Source organism: Arthrobacter ramosus (assembly GCF_039535095.1).
GTDB classification, from domain to species: Bacteria; Actinomycetota; Actinomycetes; order Actinomycetales; family Micrococcaceae; genus Arthrobacter; species Arthrobacter ramosus.
Window position 1 is genome coordinate 2,775,533 of record NZ_BAAAWN010000001.1, and the last position, 23,029, is coordinate 2,798,561.

20 protein-coding genes are annotated in these 23,029 nt (G+C 64.8%); 15 read left to right on the forward strand and 5 right to left on the reverse strand.

Annotated features, from left to right (window positions below):
• Nucleotides 1–290 precede the first annotated feature (290 nt).
• The 9 genes from ABD742_RS12880 to ABD742_RS12920 all read left to right on the forward strand — a co-directional run bounded on the left by ABD742_RS12880 (nt 291) and on the right by ABD742_RS12920 (nt 10,895).
• Complete coding sequence (locus ABD742_RS12880) at nt 291–1,316, forward strand: LacI family DNA-binding transcriptional regulator (RefSeq protein WP_234750703.1); 1,026 nt, start codon at nt 291–293, stop codon at nt 1,314–1,316.
• A 121-nt stretch (nt 1,317–1,437) separates the two neighbouring features.
• Nucleotides 1,438–2,706, forward strand: coding sequence for an ABC transporter substrate-binding protein (locus ABD742_RS12885; RefSeq protein ID WP_234750524.1), 1,269 nt, complete (start codon nt 1,438–1,440; stop codon nt 2,704–2,706).
• 58 nt (nt 2,707–2,764) lie between these two features.
• A complete protein-coding gene (locus ABD742_RS12890) occupies nt 2,765–3,706 on the forward strand; it encodes a carbohydrate ABC transporter permease (RefSeq protein ID WP_234750523.1) in 942 nt (313 codons plus the stop codon).
• Nucleotides 3,706–4,569 (forward strand): carbohydrate ABC transporter permease, encoded by an 864-nt coding sequence (locus ABD742_RS12895; RefSeq protein WP_234750522.1) that lies wholly within the window; start codon nt 3,706–3,708, stop codon nt 4,567–4,569. The genes ABD742_RS12890 and ABD742_RS12895 overlap by 1 nt, the downstream gene beginning before the upstream one ends.
• Nucleotides 4,566–5,831, forward strand: coding sequence for a family 1 glycosylhydrolase (locus tag ABD742_RS12900; protein WP_234750521.1), 1,266 nt, complete (start codon nt 4,566–4,568; stop codon nt 5,829–5,831). The genes ABD742_RS12895 and ABD742_RS12900 overlap by 4 nt, the downstream gene beginning before the upstream one ends.
• Nucleotides 5,832–5,841: 10 nt before the next feature.
• Nucleotides 5,842–7,359 carry an arabinosylfuranosidase ArfA gene (arfA, locus tag ABD742_RS12905; RefSeq protein WP_234750520.1) on the forward strand — a complete coding sequence of 506 codons (1,518 nt, stop codon included), beginning with the start codon at nt 5,842–5,844 and terminating at the stop codon, nt 7,357–7,359.
• A 73-nt stretch (nt 7,360–7,432) separates the two neighbouring features.
• On the forward strand, nt 7,433–9,562 hold the full coding sequence (locus tag ABD742_RS12910; RefSeq protein WP_234750519.1) for an RICIN domain-containing protein: 2,130 nt from the start codon (nt 7,433–7,435) through the stop codon (nt 9,560–9,562).
• Between the two features lie 440 nt (nt 9,563–10,002).
• The gene (locus tag ABD742_RS12915; RefSeq protein WP_234750518.1) at nt 10,003–10,146 is read left to right on the forward strand and encodes a hypothetical protein; all 144 of its coding nucleotides are present in this window, start codon (nt 10,003–10,005) and stop codon (nt 10,144–10,146) included.
• A 305-nt stretch (nt 10,147–10,451) separates the two neighbouring features.
• Nucleotides 10,452–10,895, forward strand: a complete 444-nt coding sequence (locus tag ABD742_RS12920) for a hypothetical protein (RefSeq protein WP_344788135.1) — start codon at nt 10,452–10,454, stop codon at nt 10,893–10,895.
• A 35-nt stretch (nt 10,896–10,930) separates the two neighbouring features.
• On the opposite strand, the gene ABD742_RS12925 is transcribed toward ABD742_RS12920, so the two are convergent.
• Nucleotides 10,931–11,617 carry a DUF6308 family protein gene (locus tag ABD742_RS12925; protein ID WP_234750516.1) on the reverse strand — a complete coding sequence of 229 codons (687 nt, stop codon included), beginning with the start codon at nt 11,615–11,617 and terminating at the stop codon, nt 10,931–10,933.
• Nucleotides 11,618–12,568: 951 nt separating this feature from the next.
• On the opposite strand from ABD742_RS12925, the gene ABD742_RS12930 reads away from it, so the two are divergent.
• Both ABD742_RS12930 and ABD742_RS12935 read left to right on the forward strand, forming a co-directional pair.
• Nucleotides 12,569–13,552: a winged helix-turn-helix domain-containing protein gene (locus tag ABD742_RS12930; protein WP_234750515.1), complete on the forward strand. Its 984-nt coding sequence runs from the start codon at nt 12,569–12,571 to the stop codon at nt 13,550–13,552.
• On the forward strand, nt 13,549–14,349 hold the full coding sequence (locus tag ABD742_RS12935) for a hypothetical protein (protein ID WP_234750514.1): 801 nt from the start codon (nt 13,549–13,551) through the stop codon (nt 14,347–14,349). The genes ABD742_RS12930 and ABD742_RS12935 overlap by 4 nt, the downstream gene beginning before the upstream one ends.
• A 472-nt stretch (nt 14,350–14,821) precedes the next feature.
• Here ABD742_RS12935 and ABD742_RS12940 read toward each other — a convergent pair whose 3' ends face one another.
• From ABD742_RS12940 to ABD742_RS12955, 4 genes are all read right to left on the reverse strand, one after another.
• Entirely contained in the window at nt 14,822–15,058 is a 237-nt protein-coding gene (locus ABD742_RS12940) for a hypothetical protein (protein ID WP_234750513.1), read from the reverse strand.
• A 511-nt stretch (nt 15,059–15,569) separates the two neighbouring features.
• Nucleotides 15,570–16,865: an amidohydrolase family protein gene (locus ABD742_RS12945; protein WP_234750512.1), complete on the reverse strand. Its 1,296-nt coding sequence runs from the start codon at nt 16,863–16,865 to the stop codon at nt 15,570–15,572.
• A 47-nt stretch (nt 16,866–16,912) separates the two neighbouring features.
• The gene (locus ABD742_RS12950; RefSeq protein ID WP_234750511.1) at nt 16,913–17,890 is read right to left on the reverse strand and encodes a PDR/VanB family oxidoreductase; all 978 of its coding nucleotides are present in this window, start codon (nt 17,888–17,890) and stop codon (nt 16,913–16,915) included.
• Nucleotides 17,887–18,576 (reverse strand): helix-turn-helix domain-containing protein, encoded by a 690-nt coding sequence (locus ABD742_RS12955; RefSeq protein WP_234750510.1) that lies wholly within the window; start codon nt 18,574–18,576, stop codon nt 17,887–17,889. Before ABD742_RS12955 ends, ABD742_RS12950 begins: the two co-directional genes overlap by 4 nt.
• Nucleotides 18,577–18,770: 194 nt before the next feature.
• Between ABD742_RS12955 and ABD742_RS12960 the strand changes: the two genes are divergently transcribed.
• From ABD742_RS12960 to ABD742_RS12975, 4 genes are all read left to right on the forward strand, one after another.
• Nucleotides 18,771–20,042, forward strand: a complete 1,272-nt coding sequence (locus ABD742_RS12960) for an amidohydrolase family protein (protein ID WP_234750509.1) — start codon at nt 18,771–18,773, stop codon at nt 20,040–20,042.
• On the forward strand, nt 20,039–20,818 hold the full coding sequence (locus tag ABD742_RS12965) for an ABC transporter ATP-binding protein (RefSeq protein WP_234750508.1): 780 nt from the start codon (nt 20,039–20,041) through the stop codon (nt 20,816–20,818). Before ABD742_RS12960 ends, ABD742_RS12965 begins: the two co-directional genes overlap by 4 nt.
• Nucleotides 20,818–21,693 carry an ABC transporter permease gene (locus ABD742_RS12970; protein WP_234750507.1) on the forward strand — a complete coding sequence of 292 codons (876 nt, stop codon included), beginning with the start codon at nt 20,818–20,820 and terminating at the stop codon, nt 21,691–21,693. Before ABD742_RS12965 ends, ABD742_RS12970 begins: the two co-directional genes overlap by 1 nt.
• 86 nt (nt 21,694–21,779) lie before the next feature.
• On the forward strand, nt 21,780–22,976 hold the full coding sequence (locus ABD742_RS12975) for an ABC transporter substrate-binding protein (protein WP_234750506.1): 1,197 nt from the start codon (nt 21,780–21,782) through the stop codon (nt 22,974–22,976).
• Nucleotides 22,977–23,029: the final 53 nt, after the last annotated feature.

Genomic DNA, 23,029 nt, shown 5'->3' on the forward strand with positions numbered 1-23,029 from the left:
GTGAGCGGATTCGGGACCCAAGCTTCATGCCAACGATCGCCGGCCTGGTTGAAGCCCAGCAAAACCGGCAACCACTGCCCAGCCCATGGAGCGGTAGTTCGCGCAAGGCGAAGTCTCAGAGCCGGCAGCCGGACCACAGTCTTTACAACATCTGTACAACGTTGCAATGTAGAGTTCATGAAGCCGCTGGTTACTCAACAGTGGGAAGAAGGAGCCGAAGGGCAAGGCTTGCCCGGATGTCTGCATGGGCCGACCATGTGCTTCAAGCCTAGGAGGTTGTAGTGGCCACGATGCGCGATGTCGCGGCCTTGGCGGGGGTTTCCGTCAAGACCGTTTCCAACGTTGTCAACGGTTTCGAGTTCGTGAAAGCGCACACCCGCGAGCGGGTGAACGCCGCCATTGCCGAGCTCGGCTTCCAGCCGAACCTTGTGGCCCGGAACCTTCGGACCGGAAGGACGGGTGTGATCGGCCTCGCCGTGCCCGAGCTGAAGTTCAGCTACTTCGCCGAGCTCGCAGACGCCGTCCTCAGGGCAGCCCGACAACGCGACTACGTGGTCCTCATCGAGCAGACAGGCGGGGAGCGGTCGGCTGAGATTGAGCTGCTTCACGGCTCCCGGACCTCCATGATGGACGGGCTGCTGTTCTCTCCTCTGGGACTGGACGACGATGACGCACTGCAGCTCAAGGTGGAGTATCCGCTCGTCCTGCTCGGGGAGCGGATCTTCAACGGCCCGACCGACCACGTGACCATGCAGAACGTCGAAGGCGCGGCGATGGCCGTGCGGCATCTCCTGGCCTCCGGGCGGAAGCGGATCGCGGTTCTTGGCGCCCACGAGGGCGAAAGAGTCGGCTCAGGACCCCTACGCCTGGACGGATACCGGGCGGCACTGGAGCAGGCAGGCATCACCTTCGACCCAAGCCTGGTCGTCCACCGGCAAGGCTGGCACCGGACCGACGGCGCCGAGGCCATGCAGGAGCTCATCCGGCGCGAGGTGCCGTTCGATGCCGTCTTCGCTTTCAACGACGAACTGGCCCTGGGCGCCCTCCGCACGCTGTTCCACTCGGGAATCAACGTCCCGCAGGACGTGGCGGTCGTCGGCTTCGACAACGTCACCGAGGCGCAGTTCGCCATGCCCAGCCTCACAACCATCGACCCCAACAGGGCCACGATCGCTGAGACGGCCGTCGACGCGCTCCTTGAGAGGATCGCCGGGCGCGGCAAGGAGGACGGTCCCGGACCGCGCACCTTCGAGGTCCCGGCGACGCTCGTCGCACGTGAGTCCGCGCCAGTCGGGATCCGCAGCACAGTCGCCTGATTTTGACCGTTGACGGGGTGTGACGCAGGCCTCTATACTCGCTATTACAACGTTGCATTTACATCGTTGTAAAGATTCAGCCGATCGGTGTCCTGCCCGATCGACCCCAGAGAGGCATTCAATGAAGAAACTGCTTGCGACGCTCGCGGTGTCCGCCGTGGGCACGGCCCTGGCTTTGACGGGCTGCTCCAACTCCACCAACTCCACTGCTGCAGCCGACGCGTCCGGCCCCGTGACGCTCACTTTCTGGCACGGCTACACCGAGGCGGACGGCAAGGTCCTGGACCAGATCGTCGACGACTTCAACAAGTCCCAGAACAAGATCACGATCAAGACCACGACGAAACCGTGGGCGGTGATCGGCGACACCCTGCTCACATCCCTCTCTGCGAAGAACGGGCCAGACATCGTGGCGCTTCCCGCCGAGAACCTCCCGGTCTATGCGTCCAAAGGAGCACTGCAGAAGCTTGATGACTTCTACTCGTCCTCGACGCAGAGCGCGTCGCTGAACCCGCGGGCGGTCGAGATGGAGAAGATCGGCGGCACCTACTACGGCGTGCCCACCGGTTTCGTGCCACTGTCCGTCATCTACAACAAGGCCCTGTTCCAGAAGGCCGGAATCTCGACATTCCCGACCACGTGGGACGAGTGGGTCGCTGACGCCAAGAAGCTGACCGTCGGCTCGGATGCCGGCACCCCCGTACAGTACGGGCTCGCGCTTCCGGACCATGCGACCGTGGGCAACGGGGTCTGGGCCAGTCTCTTCTACGGCAACGGCGGCGCGATCGTCGATGGGGACAACTCCGTGCTCGACTCCCAGGCCAACCAAGAGACCCTCGCCTACTGGTCCAAGGCCGTGCATGACTCCAAGATCTCCCCGACAGGCCTGGACGGGATCGCCTCGGACAAGCTCTTCTCCTCCGGCAAGGCCGCGATGGAGATCGGCGGGCCCTGGATGGCAAGCGTGGCGAAAGACAACAACATCGACTACGGCATCGCGGCGATCCCGGCAGGGCCGAAGGGCCAGGCGGCATCAGCCATCGGGATCTCGGCTGCTGTGACCTCCCAGGCGGATGCGGCGAAGAAGGCCGCGGCCGGGAAGTTCTTCGACTACCTCTTCACGAAGGACAATGCAGCCAAGTGGTCACTCGGCTCCGGCTGGCCTCCCCTGCGGACTGACATCCCCGCATCGGCGGTGTCCTCGAACGCCGTCGTGTCCGCCCTCTCAGGCATCGTCAGCACCGCTCGTCCCCTCCTCCCCGGCGTCGCCGACAGCAGCGATGTGCTGACCGCGGTGGACGAAGCGACTCAGAAGTCCCTCAGCGGCGGGGATCCTGCCGCGCTGCTGAAGAGCGCCTCCCAATCTGTCCAGCAGGCCCTCGGCAAGTGATCCTGAGGTGGCCGCCGCCCCGCGCGACGGCGGCCACCTCTCACAGAAAGAACCCCCAATGACCTCTCCCACCCGAGTGCGCACGCCCTACCGGGCTCCGGCTCCCCTCGGCGGACGCCCCTCGAACCGGCGGGCCCTGCCTGCCAGGGCGTTGCTGTTCATGCTCCCGGCCCTGGTCGTCCTCCTCGCCTTCGTATTCTGGCCCATGGCCTCCGCACTGCGGCTCTCGTTCACCAACGCCTCCGGGTTCGGGATCGAGGAATGGGTCGGCTTCGACAACTACGCAAAGATCTTCACCGACCACCGCATCCTGGCCACGCTCGGCAACACCGCGCTGTACACGTCGATGTTCACCCCGACCGCCCTGATCGTGGCGCTGGCCCTCGCGCTCCTGCTGAACAACCGGCTCCTGGTCGCGCGCGGGTTCTTCCGCACGGCCCTCTTCCTGCCCTTCATCATCTCCCTGGCCGTGGCTGCCTTCGCCTGGACGTACCTGCTCGACCCCCAGGTCGGCCTCCTGACCTACTGGCTGCGAACGGTCGGCGTCCAGATCGGCAACGTCCTGCAGGACCCCATACTCGCCATGCCAACGGTCGTGGCCGTGGCCATCTGGAAGAACTTCGGCTTCTACATGGTGGTCTTCATCGCCGGGCTCCAGGAGATCCCGGAGTCCCTGTACGAGGCGGCGAAGATCGACGGCGCGGGCCCCTGGCGGCGGTTCACCAATGTCACGCTCCCCCAGCTGGGCAACACGCTCGCGTTCGTCGTGGTCTTCGCGATGATCGCTGCACTGCAGGCCTTCGACCAGATCTACGTGATGACCGGCGGCGGCCCCTACCGGAGCACGCAATCAGTCGTGATGGAGCTCTACCAGGACGGCTTCAAGAAACTCGACCTCGGCTTGGCCTCCGCACTGTCCTACGTGCTGCTCGCTGCCACCCTGCTCCTGAGCCTCATCCAGTTCCGCTTCTTCGGACGCCGCGAGAAGGACACCCTCTGATGACCGTCACCATGACCACGGACCCGGCCGGACGCCGCCGCCCCGGCCGCACCGCGCGCCGGTGGCTGCTCGCCGCGGCCGTGCTGGCGCTGACAGCGATGGTGCTGCTGCCCGTTGCCATCATCGTCTTCACCGCATTCAAGCCCACAGCAGAGATCAACGCCTTCCCGCCGACCCTCGTGCCTGCAAGCTGGACGCTGGAGAACTTCACCCGCATCTTCACCGACCTGCCGTTCGCACGACTGTTCCTCAACAGCTTCCTGTTCGCCGGCGGAGTGACCCTGTTCGCCCTGACCTTCGACTCTCTTGCCGCGTACGCCCTGGCCCGGCTCGACTTCCGCGGCAACCGGCTCTTGCTGATCGCCATCGTGGCCAGTCTCATGATCCCGTTCCAGGCCACCCTCATCCCGGTCTACCAGCTCGTGGCACAGCTGGGCTGGGTGAACACCTTCGCCGGACTGATCATCCCGCGCGCCGCGGACGCCTTCGGCATCTTTTTCCTGCGCCAGTTCTTCGTCTCGTTGCCCCGGGATCTGGACAACGCGGCACGCATCGACGGCGCGGGCGAGTTCCGCGTCTTCCGCAGCATCATCCTGCCCAACGCGGTGCCGGCGCTGCTGACCCTGGCAATATTCACCTTCGTCAACAACTGGAACGACCTTCTCTGGCCCCTGGTGTTCACCACGACCCCGGACATGGGCACCATCACCTCCGGCCTGACTCTGCTGACAGGTCCGAGCGGTATCATCCCGTACGGCACCATGATGGCCGGTTGCCTCATCGCCGTCCTGCCGCTGGCGGTCATGTTCCTGATCATGCAGCGCCGCTTCATCGAATCGGTCGCGACGACGGGGCTCAAATGACGGCCGCGCCGCGCTGGTTCGAAGACGGACGCCTCCACTTCGCCTTGGGAATCGAAGACACCTTCGTACCGCAGTCACGGGACGGAGAGCGGGCGATCGACGAGTATGAACTGACCGAGCACTACGAGCAGTACGCCGACGACTTCGCCCTCGCCGCCGGATCCGGCGCAGAGCTCCTGCGCTGGGGCGTGCCCTGGTACCGCATCGCCCCGGAGCGGGGGCGGTGGGACTGGTCCTGGACCGACCGCGCCGTCAACGCTCTCCTTGACGCGGGCCTGACGCCCATTATCGATCTGCTCCACTACGGCACGCCCCTGTGGCTTGAGGGCGAATTCGCCAACCGGGACTACCCCCACCACGCCGCCGAGTTCGCCGAGCGCTTCGCCGCCCGGTACGGGGACCGCGTCACCGACTACACACCGGTCAACGAACCTGTGATCCATGCCCTCTTCTCCGGCGAGTACGGCTACTGGCCGCCCTACCTCCACGGCCCGGCGGGCTTCGCGACAATAGCAGCCAACCTCGCCCGCGGGTTCGTGCGCACGCAGCAGGCCATCGCGGCCTCCATCGGAGCACGGGCAGCCTTCGTCCACGTGGACGCGGCCATGGGCTTCGTCGGCGACGAGACCGCCCCCGAGCACCTGGAAGAGGCATCACGGCTCCGCCACCAAGTGCACCTGGTCGAGGACCTGGTCACCGGCAGGGTGGATGACCGGCACCCGCTCCGGCGGCACCTGACGGCCGCCGTCGACGACGACGAGCTCTCCTGGTTCCACGAGAACGCAGTCCAGCCGGACGTGATGGGGGTCAACTACTACCCGCGCCATTCCACCGAACTGTTCGAACCCGGGGTCCGCCATGCCGGCGGGTTCACCGACCCCCGCCCCGCCGTCGACCGCGGCACCGAAGGCCTCCGGGACGCGGTCGACCTCTACGCCGGCCGCTACGGGGCACCGGTGATGATCACCGAAACGTGCGTCACCGGATCCGTGACCGAGCGGATCCGCTGGCTGGACGAGTCGGTGGCTCTCGCCGAGCGGATCCGCGCCGAGGGAACCCGGCTGGTCGGCTACACCTGGTGGCCCCTCTTTGACATGTACGAGTGGACCTGGCGGCACAGCGGCAGGCCTCGCGCAGACCACCTCCTCACCATGGGCCTGTACGACCTGGCCGAGAGCCCCGAAGGTCTCCTGCGTCTGCCGAACCCGGTCGCCGCCCGCTACCGACACCACGCCTCCCTGCACCGAACAACGAACCACTGACGGAAGACCCATGCACACAGCACACCTCACCATCCGGCCACAGGCCGTCATCGGCACCATCAACCCGCGGATTTACGGCTCCTTCATCGAACACCTCGGACGGGCCGTGTACGACGGCATCTACGAGCCGGGCCACCCGCTTGCCGACGCAGCAGGCTTCCGCACCGATGTCATCGAGCTCGTCAAAGAGCTCGGCGTCTCCGCCATCCGCTACCCCGGAGGGAACTTCGTCTCCGGGTTCAAATGGGAGGACAGCGTCGGAGCAGTTGAGGAGCGCCCGTCCCGGCTCGACCTGGCATGGCACTCCACCGAAACCAACCAGATCGGCCTGCACGAGTTCCAGGACTGGCTGGACCGCGTCGGCAGCGAACTGATGCTCGCGGTCAACCTCGGAACCCGCGGGACCGCCGAAGCACTCGAACTCCTCGAGTACACCAACCTCCACGCCGGCACCGCCCTGGCCGAGCAGCGCATCGCCAACGGCCGCACCAAGCCCCTCGACGTGCGCATCTGGTGCCTCGGCAACGAGATGGACGGACCCTGGCAACTCGGGCACCGCCCGGCCGAAGACTACGGAAAGCTCGCAGCCCAGACCGCCCGGGCCATGAAGCAGTTCGACCCGGAGCTCGAGCTCGTCGTCTGCGGCTCCTCAAGCTCGACCATGCCGACCTTCGCCGAGTGGGAGCGCGTGGTGCTCTCCCACTCCTACGACGCGGTCGACTACATCTCCTGCCACGCCTATTACGAGAACACCGGCGACCTCGGCTCGTTCCTCGCCTCCGGCGTCGACATGGACCGGTTCATCCGCAGCGTCCTCGCCACGGCAGACCAGGTCAAGGCCGTCCGCGGCAGCAGCAAGACGATCGACATCTCCTTCGACGAGTGGAACATCTGGTACAACACACGGTTCGAGAACATCGACAAGATCCAGGGCGTGCGCAACTGGCCCAAGGCCCCACGTCTCCTCGAGGACGTCTACACGGTCGCTGACGCAGTCGTGTTCGGCAGCCTCCTGATCACCCTGCTCAAGCACGCCGACCGCGTCACCAGCGCCTCCCTCGCGCAGCTGGTGAACGTGATCGCCCCGATCATGACCGAACCCGGCGGGCCCTCCTGGCGGCAGACCACCTTCTTCCCCTTCGCAGCGACCTCGGCCCACGCCCGCGGCACCGCGCTCGACGTCACTACGGTCACCGACACATACGAAACAGGCCGCTTCGGCGACGTCCCGATCCTGGACGCCGTCGCCGCCCACGACGAGGCCACCGGACACTACGCCGTCTACGCGGTGAACCGCTCCATGGACGGCCCGACAGAAATAGTGGTGGACCTCTCGGCGCTGCCCGAGGGAGCGGAGGGACTCACCCCATCCGCACGGGTGCTCAACGACCCCGACCTCGACGCGGCCAACACCCTCCAAGACCCGGAGCGGGTCACCCTCCGGAACCTCCCCGTCGTCCGCCACGGCGCCACCCTGCGCATCACCCTCCCCGCGGTCTCCTGGGCGGAGATCCTGCTGGAACGCTGACGCAGTCAACCAGCCGATGTCGCGACGGCCCGCGGCCACCGCCCGCGGGCAACCACCCACAGAGGAGATAAATATGGATCCATCCGTCACCACCGCTTCGCGCCCGCCGTCAAAACCCACACGCCTTCGGTTCCGCGCCACAGTCGCGATAGCCGCCACCACGCTCGGCCTGATCGCCTCCCCCATGACGGCGCTCCCCGCGCACGCCGTCACCACAGGCAACGGCTCCCTCGTCTACTCGCCCGCCGCCGGGACCTCCTTCAACCCGGAAGGAGGCAGACCGGCCGGCACCACCTATGCCAAAAACGTCGTCCTGAAGCACAGCGGCAGCGCCAACGGCACCCAGCTCGTGACCTTCGACCAGCTCGTCCTGAACAACAGCAACCAGCAGGTCTACCCCATCTACCGCAGCACCGATAACGGGACCTCCTGGTCGCACATCACAGACGTGGTGCCCAACAACAACTTCCCCCTGCTCAACCGCACCGCGCAGCCGTTCCTGTTCGAAGTCCCCCAGCAGACCGGGAACCTCCCCGCAGGCACACTCCTTCTCGCCGGCATGATCATGCCCCAGGACCGCTCCAGCACACAGCTGGTCGTGTACAAGAGCTCCGACCAAGGAAGCACCTGGTCCTACCTGAGCACCATCGACACCGGCGGCCCCGCGGTCTACGACCCCAGCCCCACCTCGACCACCACGGCCGTCTGGGAGCCTTCGCTCGCCGTCGACGGACAGGGCGGCCTGGTCGCCTACTTCTCCGACGAACGGCAGAAGGCCAGCGGGGTGCTTCAGGCCGTCGCCTACCACCGCTCTACCGACGGCGGGGCGACATGGGGCCCCGAAGCCAATGTCTCCGCACCCCCGAACCAGTCGGACCGCCCCGGGATGATCACAGTCACCAAACTCCCGGACGGCCGCTACCTCGCCACCTTCGAAGTGGTGAACCGGCCCTCCCAGACCCAGAACACCGCCCCCGTCTACTACAAAACCTCCTCCGACGGCCTCAACTGGTCCCCGACGACGAGCATCGGAACCCAGATCGCCCTGGCCAACGGCCGCGGCGTCGGCTCCTCCCCCAACGTCAAATGGGTCCCGACGGGAGGCCCGAAAGGCATGGTAGTGGTCGCCGCCAAGTGGGCCCTGAACGCGACGGGCGCAACGGACGGCGGACAGGACTTCTACGTCAACTACAACCTCGGCGACGGGCCGTGGGAACGCCTTCCCATGGCAGTGACCTACGACAGCACCGACAGCGAGGGAGGCACCTTCAGCGGCTTCGCCCAGAGCATCGACTACTCGGTGGACGGACGCACTCTCTACCAGGCGACCAACGTCGAGAACCTGACGACAACGTACAACGACATCAGGGTCGGCTCCATCCCCCTGGACGCTCAGCAGTACGAGGCAGAGAAGGCTGCACGGACATCGGACACCACGATCGTTAACCACCCCGCCGCCTCCAACGGCGGCAAGGTCGGTAACATCAACAACCCGACCAGTGCCGTCACCTTCACGGCCCGGGTACCCAACGCGGGCGACTACACGCTCAACGTCAGGTACGACAACGGCACCGGCGCGACGTCGACCCACAACGTCAGCGTCAACGGTGGCAGCCCGTCGGTGATCACCTACGCCCCGACCGTCAACTGGGGCCGCTACCAATGGGCGCAGCTGCCCGTCAGCCTTAACGCGGGCGTAAATACGGTCGCCTTCAACAAGGGGACATCCTACGCGGAGCTGGATGTGCTCCACGTCTACCAACCGAGCACGGCCCTGGACACCCAGTTCCGGGTCGTGAATCAGAACAGCAGCAAATATCTTGAGATAACTGGAGCCTTGACCACGGACGGGGAAACGGCAGGACAATGGGGCGACACCGGAAACGCCTGCCAGATCTGGAACCTCCACGCCGTCCCCCAAGGCATCCAGCTGTTCAACGACAACAGCGGAAAGCTCCTGGAGATCCCCAACGCCCAGACGGCAGATGGAATCCATGCCGACCAGTGGGGACCAACCGGGAACCTCACACAGGTATGGTCTCCGACGACCTCCAACGGTACCTGGACCTTCACCAACGCCAACAGCGGCAAATTCCTGGAAATAGCCTCGGCATCCACGGCCGACGGCGCCGCCGCGCAGCAATGGGGACCGACCGGAAACCCCACCCAGCAATGGCGGCTGGTCCGGGAGGGCATCCAATGAGCTAAGGGGGATGGCGGCCCAACGCCGCCATCCCCTGCTTCACCCAAGCCACCACGCCGGCCCAAGGCTCCGTCGCGTCAACGTGGAACGGACACAGTTCAGGAGACACGGCTCGCCCCCAAAGGGCATCTTCGGCACGGACGGTCAGTGAAATCCCACGCCGCTCGCCAAATGGAATGTATTCACCCAAGGAACGCCGTGGCACGAACTCACGACCACGGTCCGCCGGGTCCAGATCCGATCCGGGGGCCGGCACCCCTTGGTTCTGGAAGCCGAGGACACCGAGGGGAACGCCCGGATCGTCGCTATGGCCTTCAAGGGCAGCGACCCCGTCGGCCACCACAGCCCGGCGACACCTTCAACTTCGCTCTCCTGGTCGGCGAGACAACACACACCGCCGTCTCCTCAGAGAAGAGCACCAGCTTGACCCGGACGGCATCATGCCTGCAGGCGGCCCCAAGACCATCTTCGAGGAGGAAATGACCATCGGCGTTGACACCTCCAAGGTCAACATCGCCGACACCTTCACCCAGAAGTACGCCCAGGCCGACACCCTCTTGGTCCGCCCTTCCGTCTCCTGCTGAACCATCCACGAAATAGGCCACCCCTACACAGCGGACGGCTGACTTAGTCGAGAAACACACTTTCGAGGTCCTCAATCACATGCAGCAAGGACGTCTCCGGGCTCATTCCCTCACCGTCACGGCGGGAAGAGCAGCCACCAACGCTACTAAATGAGATGGGTCGCTGCTGTGCCCCAAAGATGTCACAGATAGGCCGGAACCCGCGTAATTCCGGGGATTTTGGTACCCACCTCCTATAACAACTTTGGTGGCAACAGCCCACAATCATGAAAGTCCCAAACGGATTCACCGGACCGGCAACTGCTATGAAAACCCTCACACCCGATGAGGGGGTGAACTACTTCGTCAACCCGGACGGGACTCTCGTAGGGGTCCAATACGGGGGCGGTACGTTTCAGGAAAACGGTGCGGGCGTCGGAGGCTACGTTGTCCAGGACTGGATCAGCTCCACTGAGTATGTAGCGGTCGATTTCAGCCAAAGCGGGATCTACCGGGTCAAGGCGAAGCCTCGCAGCAAGTCCGACCTAATGGACTCGCCCACGGAGGGCATAGCCCTGCTCCCGCGGACGGACCGGACCCCCTCCTACACGGTCGTGAGCCCTGACGGTGCCAAGGTTGCATTCCTCGCGACGGCCCCCGACTCAAGCAACGTCGAGGTGTACACCGTCGAGTCCGCCGGAGGCGGAACACCGAAGAAGGTTCCAGCCAGCGCGGTACCTGACAAAGCCAAACTCATCGGCTGGAAATGACGGACAGCTTCTAGCGGAGCTGCTGTGCCCTTTGGTTATGCCAGTCTCCTGCGGAGCAGCTTACGTTTCCTGGGTTCTTTCTCCTCGACGAGCCGCCAGGCTACCATGTCCAGGGCCCGCAAAGGCGTTACTTCCGGACCGCCGGCCGGTGCGAGTGCGGCGATGTCCGTCCAGCGCCGCAGACCGTCTTTGAGGTCTTTCTGGATGTGGGGCAGCCAAGCGGTCATGTAATCCGTGTTTGACCGGGCCTTTACGCTGTCCATCCTCTTTTTCCCGAGCCTGCCGTAGCAGCGCCAGATGTTGTCATCGTAGAGCGGCAGCAGGCCCGGCCGTTTCAGATGCAAGATCTTGGCAAGCTTCACCAGGCGCAGCTGCGGGGTCTTCCGGCCGTCCAGGACACCGTAGAGCTCCGCGATGGCCGACAGGGTCTCCGGACCGGCCTGATCCAAAGTGCCGGTCAAGTGTTTGTTACGCAGGAGCGGGTCGATGTGCTCCAGGATCTTCAGGAATGTGTACTGGGTCTTGAGCGGGTTCTGTCCGGCGTTCAAGAGCCCGGCGGCCAAGGCATCCTGAGAACCGACGGAATTCCGGTCGCCATTGCCCGGGTAGCTGTCGTATGCAGGGTAGGACCACTGGCCGGGCTGGTTCATGTACTCCCAGGCGAGCTCTTTGGCGTGCTGGACGCTGACATCCAGGCCGCCCACGATAAGAGTCTCCGTCATGCGCCTGAGCCTACAGCCGCACACATCAGGGCATGAGCACGTTCGCTGAGGTGACGGCCTGTTCGTCCGCCGGCACCCGCAAAGGACTGATCCGGCGATCGACGGCGGCCGCTTCGGAAAGCATTCCCAGGGCGGCCCTTTCATGCCAAGAGACTCTCGAAATGACCTCCTGCGATGACTCTGTTCATCGCTTCGGGCGGTTCGAGTCGGCCTGAGCTGCCGCCTGCCGACCGAAACCACCCTCGGGTCGGCTTGTTTTTTGGTCTTGGATCGCAGTGTTGGCAGGGTTTTTGTGGTTTCTACCGACCAAACCGACCTTTTTGGGGATGGGCGGGCTTATATAGGGAAGAGGTATGTATTGGTTATATATATGAGGGTCCCCTATAGAGAGAGTTAAAAGGTCGGTTAAGTCGGTTTTATATAGGGGCCCTGCTTCCCAGTGCTGGCACGATTTTTGCTGACCGACCCAGTGATCGGTTTCGGGTCGGTTAGGGTCGGTCCTACGTTTTGCCCGTGATTGGCGCCAGATCCGGGGTGCTGCCGCACACAGACAGGTATGACCAACCAGAACCGAACGCAGGCCGGCGTCCCGGCCAGCGGAGAATTCGCAGCCACCGAACACAACAACGACAGCGTCCCCGCCCTCCTCGTTCCGGGAGCGCCGTTCCGACTGTCGACGACCGCGCCGTCCGGTACAAGCGATTCGCCGCGAACCGGGCGGGGCTTGCCGTCGCGGATGTTGTCGTCGATGTCCTGGTCACTATCAAGGACATGAGCAGATCCGGAGAACCATGCTTGCTGCGACGCGCACCTTGCCTCCTCGACCAGAATCGCCGAGGCTTTCATCCCGGGCCGCCCCGCGGAACCCCGCCTATAACCTAAAGCGGCATTTTCCGGATAAGGTTATTTGACATATAATCCCCGTTAGGTCTAGCAGAAAGGTTTCCGACAATGGAACAGCAAACTATCTTGTCGCAGGCCATGCTACTGCTGCAACAGGCGGAGGTCCGCATTTCCGGAGGCAACCTCGAAGCGCTCTCTTTGACGCTGCCGGACCGCAGCACCCGGGAAGTGAAAGTGCAGGTCGCCGACACTCCTCCGACGCCCAGCAAGCTCGATGCCATCCTCAAACGCAAAGTCCGAACCCTCATCGTGACATCTCACCCGACCCCTGCCCTCTCCCAGGCCGCCTCCCAGGACAAAGTCGACCTCATCACCGTGGACCCGGCGTCGGTCACGATCGGAGGCGTGCAGCGCCTGCAATCGAGCAAGGAAACTGACTCTCCCACTGAGAAGACCCGCGGGCGCGCCCCGTGGGGTCGTTGGGCCATCCTGCGCGCGCTCGCCCTCGCAGACGGCCCCTGGACACAGCAGGAGCTTGCGGGCGCCGTCGGCATCAGCCAGCCGGCCGTGAACAAGCACCTGAAGCTCCTCACCCCATTTGTCGAGCATGATCAGTCGGGCTGGAAGGCCCACGACGTTTCCGCGATCGTGTCCTGGCTGACCCAGAACTACCCAGGTCCGCGCGGAGTGTCTTCATACTGGTACAGCCTGAAGTCCCCTACGGAACAGGCGGAGAAGGCAGCGGCATTCGCCAAGGAGATAGGCGCCTCGCCGCTGATCTCCGGTGACGCCGCAGCGGACATCTATGCACCCTGGCGGCTTCCAGACAGCGTCCTCGTGTACCTGCGCGAAGCTGTTGACTTCACCGACGCAGGCTTCAGCCCGGCCAGCAAAGAAGAGGCCACTCTGATCACCACGGTCCCTGAGGACCCGACCCTGTGGGCAACCGCACTGCTGGTCCACGTGTCCGCCAGCATCCCCCTTGCTGACCCGCTCGTGACCCTCCAAGATGTCTTGGCCGACGACGCCGTCGACAGCGACGAGGCCGCTGAGCACCTACGTGAAGCCATCCTCGCCGGGACCGCCCGATGACAGCCATTAACGTCATCTCAATGTCCAACGCCGCAGACCTGGGGTACCGCGCACTGGCCGATGTCGCCGCGGCGTCTGAAGGTATCCCGCTCGCGGACTACCGGATCGTCGGCGGCCACATGGTCCAGATGCTCATGCACGTTTACCCCACCCCCGCGGCAACGGAACGAAGCACGGCCGATGCGGATGCTGGAATCAGAGAGGCCGTGGCAGCTGGGCAAAACCTGCACCACCAGCTCCTGGCACGCGGGTATGAGGCCGTGAAGGGCAACCATTACATCCGCACCGACGAAAAAGGCGCCAAGATCGAGGTAGATTTGCTGATTCCGCACACCGGCGTCGGCAGACCGATGACACGCCCCACCGAAGTCAACGGCCGCGGATTCGATGCAATTCCAGGCCTCGGGTTTGCCTTGAATGCCACGCCGCTGCTGATCGACGTGAAAGTACTGCTCCTTGGAGGTAAGGAAGACCTTGCCTTCGCGATCCCAGTGCCAGACGTCGAGGCAGCCCTGATCCTCAAGGCTTTTGCGTGGAAATCTCGCACCTCAGATAAGGACCTCGCTGACATCTCTTCCCTGATGGAAATCGTCCAGATGCACAGGGATTCCCTGGCGAGCTGGGGATTCGGGGACGCACGTCTGGCTGCCATGGGGCAGCGGCAGGACGCGGCCAGGGTGCTACACCAGCTAATTCAATTGGCCGACCGCGGCCGCATAAAGCCTTTGAGGGGCCTCGCGTCCCCGGCCAGGTTCGCGGCCCTGCTGCGCGAGCATATCCCGGCGCCGACCCGGTAACTTGCCCTGAGCCAGATTCCGTGAAGACGAGGTTGTGGCCGGTCTACGCATGGTCCCCGGTGAATAAGCCAGATGCCGAGGAGGCTACTGTGATCACGTTCCGGTTCCGCCGCGCCGCACTGACCGTTCCACTTGCTGCTGTCGCCATGACGCTCCTGCCTGTTCCTGCGCAAGCCGACACTTGCATGCTCGATAACAAAGGCAACCAGGTCTGCGGTGCCAGTGGATTCCGGCCGCAGGCCAGCCCGGCTCCTACACAAGCATTGGCATCAACAACGGCACCCCCGGCGCGATTGGCCCGGACGGACGCCCGACGACGGCCGCAACTCCGCCGGCCTGGTCGGCACCCGGTTACCAGCCGCCTCCGGCCCCTGCTCCGGCACCGAACGACCCGGCTGTGGCTCACCGGCACCCTGCCGCCTGGAGTGACCGCACCTGGAACCTCCGGGGTCACCGCAAGCGCCCCTCCGACTCAGACGGGCACGAAAGAGCTACCTCCGGCTATTCCTTCCGGCGCCTCTAACGCATCAGGATCCCGTGCGTCGACCGCCGCCGCCGCGGCCACGCCGTCGTCGACGGCAGCAGCGTCGGCACGGGCTACCCCGCGACCTTCGATGACCGAGATGGCGGTCCACACTCCACCCCCGATGACGACGTCAAGAACTGGCGCGGCCCAGCCCTCATGTCCTTCGCCGTCAAGATCCCACATAGCGACTCCGATCCGTTGTCAAGCTTTCCTGACACGACCTTGTCGTGCAGCCAGATCGGCTGTCAAGGAATCCTGACGACACTGCTTGGGGCGAGGTGAACGAAATCCAACTCTCGTTCGTCTCGTGGACCGGGCCCAATGCAGGCGACCATCCCTCGCTGACCCCGTCACACAGCAATTGAAGCGTTAGTCCTGCCTGTGGACAGCACGCGATGGCGCGCCTGCTGGAATGCCGCCGGGAACATCAGACGAACGCACGGCACGACGCCGGAAATCACCGTCCTCAGCGTTGACGCCCGAGAACCTACCGGCCCTCGATGCGACGACCACTTGCCAAGATCCGCCGAGACGCCCGTGTGGAGGGCATGTCGATCGGCGGGTTGGCAAAGCGGTATCAGGTCGGCAGGGACACCGTCCGGCAGGCCTTGGCGGATCCAGTCCCGCCGGCGCGAAAGAAACCCGTGAGAGCACCTCATCGCCGATCGGCCGACCCTGGCTACCAGGGCCAGGATTATCGGCCCACGCGTCGGCGCAGGGCCGTGACGAGTTCGTGTTCGTCCGTGTTGACCAGCTGAAAGTCGCGGACGACCACTCTGCCCGCGACCACCACATGGCGTGGCCGGCGCCCGGGCGATGCCCACAAGATCCCTGCAACGGGATCCGCGACGCCGGCGTCGGCGATGCCTGCGACATCCCACGCGCATAAGTCCCCTGCGGCCCCGGACCGCAAATGGCCGAGTTCGGGGCGGCCAAGGCCTTGTGCCGAGCCTTCCGTGGCGATGCTGAGTGCCTCGCGGGCGGAAACGGCCCGGCCCACAAGGGGCGCAATCTGCATGGCCAGCCGTGCGTCTGCAAGGAGGTGGCCGGCGTCGTTCGAGCCGCCACCGCTCGTGCCGAGGCCCACTTTCACGCCGGCGTCGAGCAGTGCGGCGACCGGTGAGATTCCCCAGCCCATGGGGAGGTCGCAGCCAGGGGCATGGGTCGCGGTTGCGCCAGATGTGGCAATCCGGGAGATCTCCCAGGGCGTGACGCCGCACAGGTGAGCCAGGGTTACATCGTCCTCAAGCCAGCCCCAGTCCTCCAGAAGCTCCAGAGGGCGGCGGCCGTAGTGCTCCTGGGCAATTCCGACGTCCACCTGCTCGTTCGATTGGGTCCTGCGACGCAGCCCGTGCCGGCGGGCCACCTCGCCGAGCAGCTTGTACGTTTCAGGGCCGTCGCTGTGGACTCCGGCGGGCCCGACGGCGAGCTGGAGCATGCCATCGCCGCTCACCCCGCTGGTGGTGCCGGGCAGCAAGGCCGAAACGATATCCTCCGCGGAGGCAGCAGCGGCCTGGGGATCGTCGCCTGCGGTTCCCCGTACGAAGGCAAGACGCGCGCCAACTCGGCGGACGGCCTCGGCGCTTGCCCGGGCGATTGACACGGTGTCGGCGCCCCGGGGCCAACTCAGGTGGTGGTCGGCCACGGTGGTCACCCCGCACAGCAAGCCCTCCGCGGCACCCACTGAGGCCGCAAAACTCGCGAGTTCGGGGTCCACACTGGCCGCATCATAGGCGGTTGCCATGGTGGGCAGCCATTCGCTCATCGCTACACCTCGGGTGCCCGGGAGGGTACGGAAGGCGGATTGGAGGAGGTGGTGATGCGCATTCACCAGGCCGGGGGTGACTACACAGCCGGTGGCGTCAAGGACCTCCCCGTCGTCTTGGGCGGGGTCGGCGCCCACCACGGTACCTTCACTGATATGCAGCGGGCCGGTGCGTTCCTCGTTGCCGTCGATGAAGATCCGTTCGGCGTTGGTGATAGTGAGCACGGGGACTCCCTGGATAGTGGTCGTTTGGGTGAAAGTGGCGGCTGGGGTCAGAGATCGAGCACGAGGCGGCTGCACGCCGCGCGCGAGACGCAGACCATCATCACGCGGTTCTCGGCTTGTTCCGCCGCTGTCAGAACGGAGTCTCGATGATCAGCCGTTCCGGAGACGATGGGGGTCTCACAAGTGCCGCAGGTACCTTCGCGGCAGGAGGAAAGAACAAAAGCCCCGACTTCTTCCACGGCCTCCAGGATCGTGCGGCCCTCGGTCACTGTGACGGTCACACCTGTCTGCTGGAGTTCCACCTCGAACGGTCCGTTATAGACCGGAGCGCCGTTCTCCTTCGGGGTGAAACGCTCCAGATGCACGCTTACTCCGTGATGGCCGGCGAAGGCGTCCTCGACGCCGTCGAGCAGCCGGGCGGGTCCGCAGCCGTACACGGCAAGCCGGGCACCGGGTCCTGGACGGCTGTCGGCCGCAAGAACGCTTAGTTCCAGCCGCTGACCTTCATCTGCGGCGTGGATCCGGACCCGTTCCGGATCGTGGGCGAGCAGTTCGTCCACGAACGCCATGGTCTGCCGGGAGCGCCCGGCATAGAGCAGGGTCCAGTCGAGGCCCCGTGCAGCTGCCTCGCGGACCATGGGAAGGATGGGCGTGATGCCGATTCCGCCGGCGACAAAGATGATTCGGGCCCCCGCTTCGGGTGCGAACGGGAAGTGGTTGCGGGGGCCCCGAACGCGCAGTTTGGTCCCAACTGTGGCGGAGTCGTGCAACTGGATGGAGCCGCCCCGGCCGCCGGGCTCGCGCAATACTCCGATCCGCCAGGGCGATCCGGTACTCGTGCCGCCGCACAGGGAGTACTGCCGTTCTATCCCGCCAGGTAACAGGACATCGAGATGTGAACCGGGCGTCCACGGGGCAAGGGCCGAGCCGTCTGCTCTTGTCAGCTCGAAGGCCACGACCCCCGCCGCAAGCTCTCGGCGTGCCGCGACGCTGACCTCGAACACCTCGACGTTTTCGGCGCTCATGATTTCCCGTCCAGATCGGCGTCCGCGCGCTCGAAGTGGACGTCGCCGGTCCCGCCGGTCAACGACCGGTCTTCCTTGACGACGATGGCACGGTAGACGCTGCCATCCGGTGAGCTCCAGCGGTGCCGGGTGCCACCCGGGTAGTGGATCGAGTCCCCCGCATGCAGCAGCTCGCACCCGCGGTCGTCCAGGTCCACCAGCACGCTGCCGGAAATGATGAACAGGAACTCGTCCTCGTCATGCACAAAGAACCTGCCCGGTTCGACACTGGAGTCGCGCCATTCCAAGGTCATGACTCCCCGGTTCCCTCGGGCCAGGGTACGGGCCTCGCCCTTGCGCGTCGGCCCGCGGACGCCTTCGTCCGCCCGGACCAGGTGGACGTTGCCGTGGTCGTCCGAGGACGCGCCGCGGGACTCCGCCGCGAGCATCAGCTCGATCTGGCTGATGCCCAATGCGTGGGAGATCCGATCCAGCGACGACATGCTCGGGCGGGCAAGACCCCTTTCCAGTTGACTCAGGAAGGAATGCGAAAGATCTGTTGCTCCGGCGAGCTGGACCAGCGTGAGTCCCTTGTCCTTGCGCAGCACACGGACGCGCCGTCCCATCAGTGCGATCTGCCTGTCAATGGCGGGGGCCCGGCCAGTGCCTTCGCCGCCGGATCGCGCCACGTCTACCGGGTTTTTCACCGTGACTCCTTTCGGTCCTTCAGGACTATGGAACTGCAATTTCACCAGCCGTGGTGCAGGACCCCGGCTGATTCACCGTCGGGAAACCGACTTGTTACGTGGGCGAAACACAACCACCGTATGTTGAAGCTATCAACATGTTGAGTGTATCAACATTTTGCCACACATCGAGAGCAATGAAATCGGAGGACCGGATGCACCAGCTGCCTTTCCATATCTCGCTCCTTCGTTCAGCTACGCTTCCCGACGGAACCGTCCGGGACGTAGAGATCAACGGAAACCGGGTTGGCCGCGTCGTGGCCGCCGGGCAGGGCCGGCGGTCCGGCTCAGGAGCGGAGATAGACCTCAGCGGCTTCATGCTCCTCCCGGCCCCCGCCGAACCGCACGCTCACTTTGACAAGGCATTGTCCGCGGAGGCCATCCGGCCTCCCCTGGGAAATCTGCGAGACGCGATCGAGGCGTGGCGCCGCCACGCCTCCACAATGACCGTCGACGACATCCGCGGCCGGGCCCTTGAAGCGGCGCTCACGCTGCTCGCCAACGGCACCACGTCGGTGCGGTGCCACGTCGACGTCCTGCTCGGAGACAAACCCCTCCGCGGCGTCGAAGCCCTTGTTGCTGTCCGCCAGGAGCTCGAAGGTCTCATGGACCTCGAACTAGTGGCCCTTGCAGGTTCCGAGGTCCCGGACGCCGACATCGAAGCAGCCCTCGATCTCGGAGTCGACCTCGTGGGCGGATCACCACATCTCAGCGCAGACCCCTTTGCAGATCTGCGCCGACTGATCACACTCGCCGAACGCCGCGGCGTCGGCGTCGACCTTCACACGGACGAGAGCCTGGATGGCGAGCTCACGATCGTCGAGTTCGCCCGACTTGTCCGCGAATGGCCAGCGGGGCGGATGAGGACGGCCGGGCATTGCGTCAGACTGGGAACCCTCGAACCGGAGGGCCTCCACGGTGTGATTGACGAGATTCTCGCGAGCGACCTCGGCATAGTCACCCTCCCCATCACCAACCTCTACCTTCAAGGCTGGGACCACCCGGCATCGACGCCGCGCGGCCTCACTGCAGTCCGAACGCTCCTTGACCGGGGGGCCCGGCTGGGTGCCGGGGCCGACAACGTCCGCGACCCCTTCAACCCTGTAGGGCGAAGCGACGCCTTCGAAACGGCAGGACTGCTCGTTGTCGCCGCGCATCTGACGCCTGCCGAGGCCTATCAGGCAGTTTCCGGCGGCGCCCGCTCCGTCATGGGCATGCCCGCGGCCGGCCCGGTGGAGGGCGCGGACGCCGAGCTAGTTGCCATCCGCGGCACCAGTATCGGCGATGTGGTCGCAAATGCCTCACCTGACCGATATGTCATCCACGCGGGGCGCCTCGTGGCACACAGCGAAATATCGCGCCGCATCGCCACCCCCGCAAGTCTGCGTCAACTTTCAGCCCCCATGGAACCGAGGTACTCCGCATGACCGAAACACAGGCAGCTGCGCTGTCGGAAACCCGGAACGAGGGGACGACGCTCCTCGATTTCCAGGATGTCGAAATGACCTTCCCCAACGGGACCGTCGCCCTCTCGGGCGTGGACCTTACGGTCCGCCAGGGTGAGTTCGTAACCGTTGTCGGACCTTCCGGCTGCGGCAAGAGCACGCTGCTGCGCATCGCCTCCGGGCTGGAAAGCTCCTCCCACGGAACCGTCAACATTGCCACGTCCCGGATCGGTTACGTCTTCCAGGATGCCACCCTGCTACCGTGGCGCGACGTCCAATCCAACGTCGAACTGCTGGCCGAGTTAAGGAAGGAGCCCCGGGCTATCCGCTCGCAGAAGGCCCGGGAGGCCATCGAACTGGTCGGGCTCAAAGGCTTCGAAGAGCACCTTCCGCGGCAGCTCTCCGGTGGCATGAAGATGCGTGCCTCCCTGGCCCGTTCACTCACCCTGGACCCGGAACTGTTCCTCTTCGACGAACCGTTCGGAGCCCTTGATGAGATTACGCGCGAGCGGCTCAACGATGAACTTCTTCGGCTCTTCGCCGAGCGCCGCTTTGCGGGCTTGTTCATCACTCACTCCGTCTCCGAGGCCGTCTACCTTTCCACAAGGGTGGTGGTCATGTCGGGCCGGCCCGGAGCGATTGTGCGCACGTTTGAGGTGCCGTTCCCTGTGCCTCGTGACCCTGACATCCGTTTCACCCCCGAGTTCGCCGCCCTGGTCGGCGACGTCTCCCACGCACTCCGAGAGGGGCACCACTGATGTCAGCCACGATCAACCCCGAGAAGTCCCCCAAAGCCACGGCCTCCGGGCCTTCCCCCATCAAGCGAACGACGCCCGATGTTCGGGTTCGCAGGCCCAAGACGGCCACATGGGTTCCGCCCGTGCTCGTCTTTCTCATGCTTCTGGGGCTCTGGTACGCAGTCAGCTACCTGGTGCTGGACGAGAAGCGACGGTTCCTCATGCCGCCTCCGGACCAGGTGGTCAGAAAAGGCTTCCTGGCCCCGGAAGTCCTTGGCGAGATCCTGGCGAGCCTGGGGCAGACCGCTGCCGTCGCCCTCGCCGGTCTCGCTGCGGCGATCGTCATTGGGATGGCGTGGGGCATCGCAATGTCACAGGCCAAATGGATCGAACGCTCGCTGTTTCCCTACGCCGTGATCCTGCAGTGCATCCCCATCCTCGCCTTGGTGCCCCTGATCGGGTTCTGGTTCGGCTTCGATTTCTTCTCCCGGACCGTGGTGTGTGTCATGATCGCGCTCTTCCCCGTCGTCTCGAACACCCTGTTCGGGCTCCAATCGGCAGACCGCTCCCAGCTTGAGCTCTTCCGGCTGCAGAAAGCCAGCCGCTGGACGGTCCTGACCAAGCTCCAACTGCCAGCTGCCCTGCCGGCGGTCTTCGCCGGCATGCGCATTTCCGCAGGCCTCGCCGTCGTCGGCGCCATCGTCGGAGACTTCTTCTTCCGCCGCGGCACCCCCGGCATCGGCTCCCTCATCAGCAACTACCAATCACGCGTCGAATCCGCCGAACTGTTCGCCGCGATCATCGCCGCCTCACTGTTCGGCGTCGTGATTTTCTGGCTCTTCGGCTTGATCACCAAGTTCGTGGTCGGCGCCTGGTACGACGTCGACGCCCGCTAAAGACCGCGCCCGCCCACCCCACAAATGTTTCACCGTGCACGTCCCATCCTTACCCATTCAGGAACTTTTCCCACTTGAGGAGACACATGCAACGCCCAACATCCCGCACCTCAACCCGCGCCATTTTCCTGTCCGGCGTCGCGGCGCTCACAGCGCTCACGCTCAGCGCCTGCGGCACCTCGAACGCCACGGCACCTGCTGCAAGGGCGGCAGACCAGACCATCGGCTCGGTTGACCTGAAGGCCGCCGGCTGCCCGGCCAACGTCGTGATCCAGACCGACTGGAACCCGGAGAGCGAACATGGCCACCTCTACCAGCTGCTTGGTCCCAACCCCACGATCGACGCCGGCAACAAGTCCGTCTCCGGCCCCCTCTACGCCGGCGGCAAGTCCACCGGCGTCAATGTGGAGATCCGTTCCGGCGGTCCCGCCATCGGCTTCCAAAGCGTGGCGTCCCAGATGTACCAGGACCCGGCCATCACCCTCGGCTACATCAACACCGACGCAGCAGTCCAGCTCTCCGCGACGATGCCCACAAAGGCGGTGTTCGCTCCAATGGATATCAACCCCCAAATGATCATGTGGGACCCCAATACATACAAGGCCAAGACAATTGCTGAACTCGGCCCCGAACTTGCTGCAAACGGCGGCGTCGTGCGCTACTTCGGCAGCGCCAGCTGGATGAAATACATGACGGCGAAGGGCATCCTCTCCGAGAAGGTACTTGACGGAAGCTATGACGGAACACCAGCCAACTTCGTCGCCGGAGGAGGCAAAGACGCCCAGCAGGGCTTCGCCAGCGCCGAACCATACATCTACCAAAACGAAGTGTCGGCGTGGAAGAAGCCTGTAGCCTACCAGCTCATCAACGACGCCGGATGGAAGATCTACCAAGCCGCAGTCTCTGTCCGGTCCGCCGACGAATCCAAGCTGGGCGGATGCCTCGCCAAACTTGTGCCCGTGCTCCAGCAGGCCGAGGTGGACTTCTTCAAGGATCCAAAGCCCGTTGAGAGCCTCATCCTTGACCTGGTCAAGGAGTACAACACCGGCTGGGTTTATTCCCAGGGCGTAGCCGACTTCTCCGTGAAGACCATGATCGAACAGAAGATCGTGGGCAACGGCAACAACTCCACGCTAGGCGATTTCGACGCCGATCGGGTGAAGACGATCCTCGACCAATCCGTCCCGCTCTTCACCAAACCGGGAAGCACCCCCAAACCCGGCCTCACGGCCGAAGACATCTACACCAACAAGTACATCGACACCTCAATCGGCCTGAAATAGCCCCGAAAACAACAACGCGGGACCAGTAGCCGGCCGTGCCTTCGACAGCGCGG